Origin of the sequence: Yoonia sp., from assembly GCF_017854415.1 — a bacterium.
In the GTDB taxonomy this organism is placed as follows: domain Bacteria; phylum Pseudomonadota; class Alphaproteobacteria; order Rhodobacterales; family Rhodobacteraceae; genus Yoonia.
Genome location: NZ_JAFMHR010000238.1, coordinates 1 through 7,734, shown reverse-complemented (window position 1 = coordinate 7,734; position 7,734 = coordinate 1). Strand labels below are relative to the sequence as shown.

The window sequence follows — 7,734 nt, the reverse complement described above, 5'->3', positions numbered from 1 at the left end:
GCCCAGGCGCGGCAAGACCACCGCCTCGGCGCGTTCCTCGAGCGCCTTGTAATCTGGCAAAAGCGCCTTGAGCGGCGCAGATACATCGCCCAGGAAGGCCTCAGCCGCGTCATGGCAAAGCGCCGTCAAGGCCAGGTGATCCGGCACCAGATAAGAGCAATGCACCGAATGTTCGGCCACCGAATAAAACCGATCGACGTGCCCCGTAAACCGGCAAATATGGCTCAGACCCCGCGCCACATCCTCGGCGGTAAAGAGTGAGGCGCGCGGATCCAGAAAGTTAAATTCGCCCCCTGATAAAAGATCGATCACGCCTGGCGGCGTTGTGCGCGGCCCGCGGGATGGCGCGGCGGTGCGTTGTGGTTCATTCATGGTTTGCCTCTCCTGTTAAAATATCGTTGAAATCGCGCCCGCCTGGGGCCGCGACGATCTCGGCGCGCAGCCCTGGCGTTTGCACACATGCGCGGCGCAGACCCGACAAAAGCCGCGCGCGCGTGGCGGCGGGATCGCTGTCGCCGTCCATCAAAAAGATCAGCCGCGACAGATCGCGCGGCGGCACAAAGGCCTCGAGATCCTCGAGATCCGGCTGGCCGGAATAGCGCGCGCCTGGCGTTTTGATCATCCGGCCCGACATATTGCCCAGATCCACGCCCGCCCAATACGCGGCCCCTGGCACCGCGCCCAACACCAGCGCGCTTGCCGTGGTCTCGATCCCCTCGCCCATGATCAGGACGCCAAAAGCCGGCGGCGCAGGCGTGAGGCGGATCGCGCCGCCTTTTTTTGAGCCGCGCACCAGTTTGGCCGGCAAGGCCTGGCCTTGATCATCAAAGATCTGCGCCTTTGATCCTGGGCGCGCGGGATCGATCCAGGTCCGATGAACCGCGCGGATCCGGCCTGCGCCATCCTGCACCGCCGCGACCAGGCAAGGCCCTGTGTGAAATGTCTTAAGAGATCCGCCGATCTTGCGCGTGTAAGGGGCCGCCGCCAGGCAGCGCAATGTTGGCGGCCAGGCGGCAAAGCGGATCCCGCGCCCCGCTAGATAGTCTTGCGCCGGCCGCAGATCCTGGCCCTCGGCCGCCGTCCAGATCTCGCGCGCGTCTCGAATGGCGCGCGCGCGCATTTGGGCCTCGACCTCGGCGCGGCGTTTTTCTTGCGCGGCGGCCTGGCGGCGGCGTTGTTCCTGCGCGGCGGGATCGGGGATCGCCTCGCGCTCCCCCATTAAATGCGCCAGCGCCGGTTTAAACGCGACCCCAAGCGCCAGAGAGACAAGCGCCACCTGATCGCCGGCGGCCCCGCATTTGCGACAGTTAAAGACCCCGCGCGCGGTATTTATTGCAAAGCGATCGGCCCGTTTGCCCTTGCCGCCATCGCCGCAGCCTGGGCAGGGGCCGGCCCATTCCTGGGCCGTGATCCGCGTCAAGCTCAACCCGAGCCTGTCGGCCACCTCGCGCATGGGGATTTGTTTGGCGCGCATGAGGCGATCATCGGCAAAATTCATCGCGCGCGATCCTGGAAAGAAAACCCGCAAGGGGCCTCGAGCCGGTAGCCAACCCCGCGCCAGCTCACAATTTGAACCGGCAGGCGCGCGCGGCGCAGGATCCCGCGCAGCGCCGAGATCCGCGTGGGGATTGTGCCCACATCCGGCCAGGTCTCGACCGGCCGCGCGCCCATGGCGGCGGCCAGCAAAGCCTCGGGATCCACAAAGGCCCCGCGCCGGCGATCGAGCAAGTTGAGGATCCTGGCATCGCTGGCCGACATATGCAGACCGCGATCGGCCAGGCGATCATAAAATTCCGGCAGGGGATCGAGAAAGGCGCGCAGGATCTCGAGCGCGTGATCGAGCTGATCGGCCTTGGGCTGCGCGCGCACCTGGCGCACCAGGCCGCTCATTTGCGCACCCATTGCGCGCAATCCGCAGCACCATGCGGCGCGCGCACCTTGATTTTCAATTTCAGGCAATCCACCTGGCCGCCCTTGCGCAAGGTGCCATCAAAATGCGCGCAGACCCCGCAGATCCGGCGCAGATGCAGCGGCGTTTGCGGGTGCCGCGGGTTCAAGATCCGGCGCGCCATCTTGCGCCGCGACACTTCCCCAAACCAGGCCTCGCCCGCGCTCATAGCGCGGCCCTCTTGCGCGCCGAGGCCGCAATCCCGCCCATGGGATTGCGCGGCAAAACATCCGGCGCATCGTCAAAGAGCCGCAGATATGCCGCGACAAATTCGATCATCAGCGCCTCGGCCGGCACATTTTCCGCGATCGCCAGGCCCTCGAGGCGGCGGCGCAGTTTGGGCGGCAATCCCTGTACCAGATCAGCCATGCTCACCCCCCCGCGCCAGGGGATCGAGATCGATGCCTTTGGCGGCGGCGCGCTTTTGCAGATCATCCGCCAGCAAAGCGGCGATCCCCAAAGAGACGCCCCGATAGGACGAATTGAGAAACAGCCCGATCGTGTTTTTGCCCAGGCCCAGCTCGGGACCGTAAGATGAAGGCGACAGGCCCAGGCGGCGCAGGCTGGCGCGCGTCCAGGCGCGAAAGCTCTCATTATCCGGCACCACGGCGCGGCCTGGCGGGAGTGTATTGTGCTGCATATTGCTCAGATCCTCGTTTTTTTTCGGATCCGTTTTGTCCAGATCCGCTAGGCGTTCCTGTATGTCGCACAAGATTGTGTGCGCTGTAAATATCTTTTTATCGATGCCTGTTTTTGCCTGCGCTTTAAATCAAAGACGCGCACACATATATGTGATAAAGGTTAGAATCCCCCGCAATGCCTATATACGGGATCGCCCCCCAAACCCAAAAGGCCCAGGAAAATGCCAAAAACAGATCAAAACCTGATCACGGCGCGCAAAAATTTGCGCATCGCTGTCGCCATGCAAGAGACCAGTTTTGCCCGCGTGGCCGAGGCCGCGCATTTGTCACGCAATGCCGTGTCACAATTTGTCACCGGCCGGACCACGCTCTCGTATTCAAATATGTTGAATGTTTGCGCGGCCCTCAACATCCCGATCAATCTGTTGCACAAGCCCGACGGCATGAGCGAGGCGCGTTTGCGCCTGCACCGGATCCTCGAGCAAATGCCCGATCACAAGATCGATCAGGCCTTGGCCCTGGCCGCCGAGGCGGCCGCCGCCGCCGAGTGAGCGCGCGGCGCGCCCAGATCAGGCGCAGCGATCAGCGCCTCGAGCCGATCGCAAAGCACGGCCAGATCCGCCTCGCCCAGATCCGCCGTTGCTTTGTGAATTGCCCAGATCTGTGTTTGCCGCCTTGTCATACTGCCATTGCCTCTTGTGCTGCGCGCCACATTGTTGCGCCGCGCCTTTCCCTTGTAGCGGGAATACCCAAAAAATTGCAATCCATCAAATTCGTTGACCCCGCCCATGTTTGTGTGCAATGCCTCAAAAACAGCAACAAAGCGAGGCAAAGATGCACAAGACCCCCCACACCCGCGCGATCGATCGCGGCATTTCATTCTTGGATCAGCTCACAAAGATCACCATTGCGGCCGCCGCCCTGGGCCTGGCCGCCCGTCTTGTCTGGGCCGTGCTATGAGCGCGGCGGTGCAAGAGATCCTGGCGCAAGACCGCGCCGGCGATCGGCATCTGCGCGATCTGATCACCAGGCGCGGCGGATCCTACATCGCCCAGGATCACAATCAGCAACCCTTGGGATCGATGCAGATCTCGAGCCTGCATTTTGGCGGCATTGTCGGGATCGGCCCTGGCCTTTTTGGCGCGGCAAAAGACTGGCGCAGGCAGGCGCGCGCCCAGATCGAGGCCCAGATCGAGGCGCACCGATGATCGGCCCCGATTTTGACCGCCATTTGTCCACCGATCAGGCCCTGGCCTATCTGGCGGCGCGCGGGATCCAGACCTCGCGCCGTATGCTCGACCAGCTCCGCGCGCAAGGCGATCTGCCCTTTGTGCGCGCGCGCGGCCGGATCCGGATCCTGTACCACCCCGCCGCGCTGATCGCGGCCCTGACCAGAGAGGAAAACAAATGCTTAAAAGATACCGCCGCCACGCGCGCGGCAATTGGTATTTGCGCGGATCCGTCGCGGGAAAGTCTATTCATGAAAGCACTGGCACAAGCATCGCAGCCCAGGCAGAAGCGATCCGGATCCGCCGAGAGGCCGAGATCCTCGAGCGTCACGCCTTTGGCAAAGCCAACACCCTAACTTTTGCCGAGGCCGCCCTGGCCTATATGAACGCCGGCGGCGAAAGCCGGTTTCTGGGCCGGATCCTGGCACATTTTGGCCCCGATGCCATGCTCGGCGCGATCGACAATGCAGCAATCAATGCCGCCGCCGCCGCGCTTTATCCAGGGGCCGCAAATGCCACCATCAACCGCCAATTGATCACCCCGATCTCGGCCGTGGTGAATATGGCCGCCGCAGAAGGCCTTGCAGATCCGCGCCGGTTCAAGCGGCGCAAAGGCGATCCGCACCGCACAAGATGGCTCACCCCCGCCGAGGCCGAGGCCCTGATCGCGGCCGCGCCGGCGCATATCTTGCCCGCCCTTGGGTTTATGCTCGGCGGCGGCTGTCGCTGTTCCGAGGCCCTCGGGATCGATATGAAAGATTTTTATCCCGCGACCGCCCAGGCCTGGTTGCCCGATACAAAAAACGGCCATCCGCGGATGATCTCTTTGCCGCGCCGCGCCTTTGATCTTGTGCGCGCGCAGCCCTTGCCGGATCTGGGGCCGCTTTGCCGCACCCCGCGCGGCGCGCCTTATGTCTTGCGCGCCAATGGCGGCGGCCAGATCTCGGCCGCTTTTGCCCAGGCGCGCGCGGCCGCAGGCCTCGGCCCCGATGTGACCCCGCATGTTTTGCGCCACACCTGGGCAACCTGGTATTATGCGCAAACAAAAGACTTTGGCGGATTGCTTGATCTGGGCGGCTGGCAAAAAGCCGACATGGCGCAAAGATACCGCAAAATAGCACCGGCCAACCTGGCCGCCCAGCTCTTTGATCTGGGCTGGGATTTCACCGCCCTGGGCGATCGCGCCGGCCTGGGCGATCACGCGCGCGCCAAAGCGCCGCCTTTGCGCCTGGTCACATAGGCGCGCGCTATTTGGCCCAGAGATTAGAGGCCGCCATGCGCGCGCAGGCCAGGCGGCCAAAACAGCCCAGCCCGCGCAAGGCGCGGTAACAGGTCCAGACCGCCAAGATCCGGTTTTTGCGTCTCAGCCGCATCACAAAGCCCCTTTTTGCGCGCGATCCGCCCATTCTGCGCGGATCGCGCGCACATGGCGGCCGGCGGCCATTGTGGACAGGCCCAAAGCCCGCGCCACATCTGATTTTTTTGCGCCCAAATGCGCGGCCAGAAACATCCGCACCGCGCGCCGGTTTTGCGCGCCAAGCGCCACACCGGCGCGCGCCGCCCCTTGGATCTTGCCGGTTTTGGCCGGCCCCTCTTGCGCGCGCATCAAAACGGGATTTCATCATCAAGATCTTGGCGCGGCGCACCCCCGCCGCCCTGGCCCTGGCCCTGGCCGGATCCGCCGCCCTGGCCCGCAGCGCCCCCAGATCCGGCCCCAGATCCAAGCAAAACCAACTTGCTATCATAGGGGCGCAAAACAACCTCTGTGGCATAGCGATCGGCCCCGCTTTGATCTTGCCATTTGCGCGTTTCGAGCCGGCCCTGGATATATATTTTGTCGCCCTTTTTGGCATAGCGATCGACCACATCGACCAGGCCCGAGGCAAAGATCGCGATCCGGTGCCATTCGGTGCGCTCTTGCATCTGGCCGGTATTTTTGTCTTTCCATTTTTCTGTGGTGGCCAGCGACAGGTTTGCCACTTTGCCCCCTGTTTGAAAACTCCGGATCTCGGGATCGCGCCCCAGATGCCCAATGAGCGCCACTTGGTTCAAGCTCGACATAATTAGTCCTTTTCTGTGTGTGTTTGCAGATCACGCAACAGCGCCGCGATCGCATCTTGTGCGGTTTTTTTCTCGATCTGTTGCGCGCCTGGGCGCAGCGCCGCCCAGGCCAGGCGCAAAGCGGCATCGCGCTCGGCCAGTTTTGAGGCCCAAAAAAGCGTCAATACCGTTTGCGTCATGGCGCGCCGCGCTTGATCACCCGCGCGCCCACGGCTTTCTCGATCCGGCCCAGGCGATCGGCAAGATCCCTGGCGCGCTCAATACGCGCGCGCAGATCCCTATTCAGGCGCGCCAGCGCCTCGAGCGCCTCGGCCGCATCGCCTTTGAAGGCCTCGAGATCGGCGCGCAGCTCTTTAATGTCCTCATTGCCGCCCGCGGGGCCAAATTCAGCGGCGCGCACTTGCTCCACATAGCCTGGCGCGATCTCGAGCGCGCCGGCGACCGTTTCATCCGTTTCCCCGCCGGCATACATCCCTGCGTCCAGATCGTAGACCTCGGCCAGCATCGATATGATCTGGATCCGCTGTTTTTTGCTGGGCGCAATATCGGCCGGCACCGCCTGGGCCGCCTGGGCCGTCTCGCCCGCCTGGGCCGCTTTGCGCTTGGCCTCGCAGGCCGGACAGCGCAAGACACCTTTCACCAGTGACCACCCCATGCTGATCATTTTTTTATGGATCTGGCCTTGATCCGGCTCTCCGATCATGGGCTTGGCGCGGCCCTTATAGAAACAAGGCACCACTTCCTCGCGCCCGCATTTCATATCGCAGACCACCCGCGCGGCCGGCACTGCGCCGGTTTTTTTCAGCCCCTCGATCATGCCGCATCCCCCGCCGGATCCGCCGCGCCCTGGGCCTGGCGCGCGGCCTTTGATTTCTGGATCATTTCAATCGCATAAAAACATTCCACCGACATTTTGGCGGCCTTGGCATACCAAAGCGCCTCTTTGGGATCGCGCGCCGCACCGGCCGCGCTCAACAGCGCGTTTAGGGTTTCTTGCGGATCGCCATCGGGCCGATATTCCCCGAAGCCCGCGCGCGTGATAAAATCCACACTGTCGTTTTTCTGGAATTGCTGCCAGGCATCGCGCAGATCGAGCACCCACGTGCTGTCGTCTTGCGTGGCGGCCTGTTCTTTGCCCCAGGCGTCGAGCGCCTCGATCAAACCGTAAAACATGTTTGGATCGGCGGTTTGGATTGTGATTGTTTGCTTGGGTTTTCGCATTGGGGTTTCCCTTTTTGACGCGCCGGCCAGGATCGGCCCCGCACGTTTAAATGGGCAATGCCTCATTGATTAGTCAAGGATAAAGCGCCAACGCGCAAAAGCCGCGCAGCCTCTCGGCGCGCGGCATGTAAGGTCTTGATATTGGGGGGATTTTTGGGTTTGGCGCGGCCCTTAGCAGGGGAGCGCCTTCGACCACTCGGCCACGTCTCCACGGCCGGTTATGCCTTGCAAGCCTATGGTTTACAATGCTTTTTTTTGAAAATTAGCCATAAAGGTTAAGCCCCTGTTTTCATTGGTTTTCCACCATTTTGCGCCGTTTTAATCGACAAATTCCGCGCAATCCGCGCAAAATCCGCGCACCCTGTTCCGGATCCGTTCCAAAATGCCGCGCCCTTTATTGTTTGCAATGCCTCAAATTATGGGCATACTGGGCCTGTCCATTGGGGACATTCCTGGTACTATCCTCCCTGACTTGCCCAAGGCCTCGGCCTTGGGCATTTTTTTTATGGCCGGTCCAGATCCGGCGCGCAGGCCGGCCGAGGCCCGCCCGCCGCCCGCGCCTCGGCAACGCTCAAAATACAATCCACCGCCGCCCGATCGCCCTCGAGCCGGCCCACATGTGCGACCAGGATCG

Annotated in this window: 16 protein-coding genes and 1 pseudogene; 5 read left to right on the top strand and 12 right to left on the bottom strand. The window is 62.7% G+C overall.

The genetic code is table 11. From position 1 onward, the window contains the following. From QZ197_RS16005 to QZ197_RS15980, 6 genes and pseudogenes are all read right to left on the bottom strand, one after another. A pseudogene (locus QZ197_RS16005) lies at window positions 1-372 on the bottom strand (hypothetical protein); the annotation flags it as partial. Continuing rightward, window positions 365-1,498 (bottom strand): hypothetical protein, encoded by a 1,134-nt coding sequence (locus tag QZ197_RS16000; protein ID WP_296433250.1) that lies wholly within the window; start codon window positions 1,496-1,498, stop codon window positions 365-367. The pseudogene QZ197_RS16005 and the gene QZ197_RS16000, both read right to left, overlap by 8 nt. Continuing rightward, complete coding sequence (locus QZ197_RS15995; protein WP_296433248.1) at window positions 1,495-1,890, bottom strand: winged helix-turn-helix domain-containing protein; 396 nt, start codon at window positions 1,888-1,890, stop codon at window positions 1,495-1,497. The genes QZ197_RS16000 and QZ197_RS15995 overlap by 4 nt, the downstream gene beginning before the upstream one ends. After that, entirely contained in the window at window positions 1,887-2,117 is a 231-nt protein-coding gene (locus QZ197_RS15990) for a hypothetical protein (protein ID WP_296433247.1), read from the bottom strand. The genes QZ197_RS15995 and QZ197_RS15990 overlap by 4 nt, the downstream gene beginning before the upstream one ends. After that, window positions 2,114-2,317, bottom strand: a complete 204-nt coding sequence (locus QZ197_RS15985) for a hypothetical protein (protein ID WP_296433245.1) — start codon at window positions 2,315-2,317, stop codon at window positions 2,114-2,116. The genes QZ197_RS15990 and QZ197_RS15985 overlap by 4 nt, the downstream gene beginning before the upstream one ends. Next, window positions 2,310-2,660 carry a hypothetical protein gene (locus tag QZ197_RS15980; protein WP_296433244.1) on the bottom strand — a complete coding sequence of 117 codons (351 nt, stop codon included), beginning with the start codon at window positions 2,658-2,660 and terminating at the stop codon, window positions 2,310-2,312. The genes QZ197_RS15985 and QZ197_RS15980 overlap by 8 nt, the downstream gene beginning before the upstream one ends. 150 nt (window positions 2,661-2,810) lie before the next feature. Here QZ197_RS15980 and QZ197_RS15975 point away from each other — a divergent pair, with 150 nt between their 5' ends. Beyond that, window positions 2,811-3,140: a helix-turn-helix transcriptional regulator gene (locus QZ197_RS15975; protein ID WP_296433243.1), complete on the top strand. Its 330-nt coding sequence runs from the start codon at window positions 2,811-2,813 to the stop codon at window positions 3,138-3,140. Here QZ197_RS15975 and QZ197_RS15970 read toward each other — a convergent pair. Continuing rightward, on the bottom strand, window positions 3,095-3,379 hold the full coding sequence (locus QZ197_RS15970; protein ID WP_296433241.1) for a hypothetical protein: 285 nt from the start codon (window positions 3,377-3,379) through the stop codon (window positions 3,095-3,097). The genes QZ197_RS15975 and QZ197_RS15970 overlap by 46 nt on opposite strands. Before the next feature lie 44 nt (window positions 3,380-3,423). Between QZ197_RS15970 and QZ197_RS15965 the strand changes: the two genes are divergently transcribed. From QZ197_RS15965 to QZ197_RS15950, 4 genes are read left to right on the top strand one after another with little or no spacing between them, the layout of a single operon-like run. Continuing rightward, window positions 3,424-3,549, top strand: a complete 126-nt coding sequence (locus QZ197_RS15965) for a hypothetical protein (RefSeq protein ID WP_296433240.1) — start codon at window positions 3,424-3,426, stop codon at window positions 3,547-3,549. Next, window positions 3,546-3,797 carry a hypothetical protein gene (locus QZ197_RS15960; protein ID WP_296433239.1) on the top strand — a complete coding sequence of 84 codons (252 nt, stop codon included), beginning with the start codon at window positions 3,546-3,548 and terminating at the stop codon, window positions 3,795-3,797. Before QZ197_RS15965 ends, QZ197_RS15960 begins: the two co-directional genes overlap by 4 nt. Next, complete coding sequence (locus QZ197_RS15955) at window positions 3,794-4,174, top strand: hypothetical protein (protein WP_296433238.1); 381 nt, start codon at window positions 3,794-3,796, stop codon at window positions 4,172-4,174. The genes QZ197_RS15960 and QZ197_RS15955 overlap by 4 nt, the downstream gene beginning before the upstream one ends. Window positions 4,175-4,200: 26 nt before the next feature. Next, complete coding sequence (locus QZ197_RS15950) at window positions 4,201-5,058, top strand: tyrosine-type recombinase/integrase (RefSeq protein ID WP_296433236.1); 858 nt, start codon at window positions 4,201-4,203, stop codon at window positions 5,056-5,058. 132 nt (window positions 5,059-5,190) lie between these two features. Here QZ197_RS15950 and QZ197_RS15945 read toward each other — a convergent pair whose 3' ends face one another. Genes QZ197_RS15945 through QZ197_RS15925 form a run of 5 tightly spaced genes read right to left on the bottom strand, consistent with a single transcriptional unit; the run spans window position 5,191 to window position 7,052 of the window. Then, complete coding sequence (locus tag QZ197_RS15945) at window positions 5,191-5,424, bottom strand: hypothetical protein (RefSeq protein ID WP_296433234.1); 234 nt, start codon at window positions 5,422-5,424, stop codon at window positions 5,191-5,193. Then, on the bottom strand, window positions 5,424-5,882 hold the full coding sequence (ssb, locus tag QZ197_RS15940; RefSeq protein WP_296433251.1) for a single-stranded DNA-binding protein: 459 nt from the start codon (window positions 5,880-5,882) through the stop codon (window positions 5,424-5,426). Before ssb ends, QZ197_RS15945 begins: the two co-directional genes overlap by 1 nt. After that, complete coding sequence (locus QZ197_RS15935) at window positions 5,882-6,058, bottom strand: hypothetical protein (RefSeq protein WP_296433231.1); 177 nt, start codon at window positions 6,056-6,058, stop codon at window positions 5,882-5,884. Before QZ197_RS15935 ends, ssb begins: the two co-directional genes overlap by 1 nt. Further along, complete coding sequence (locus tag QZ197_RS15930) at window positions 6,055-6,696, bottom strand: hypothetical protein (RefSeq protein ID WP_296433229.1); 642 nt, start codon at window positions 6,694-6,696, stop codon at window positions 6,055-6,057. The genes QZ197_RS15935 and QZ197_RS15930 overlap by 4 nt, the downstream gene beginning before the upstream one ends. Then, window positions 6,693-7,052 (bottom strand): hypothetical protein, encoded by a 360-nt coding sequence (locus QZ197_RS15925; protein WP_296433228.1) that lies wholly within the window; start codon window positions 7,050-7,052, stop codon window positions 6,693-6,695. Before QZ197_RS15925 ends, QZ197_RS15930 begins: the two co-directional genes overlap by 4 nt. Between the last annotated feature and the right edge of the window lie 682 nt (window positions 7,053-7,734).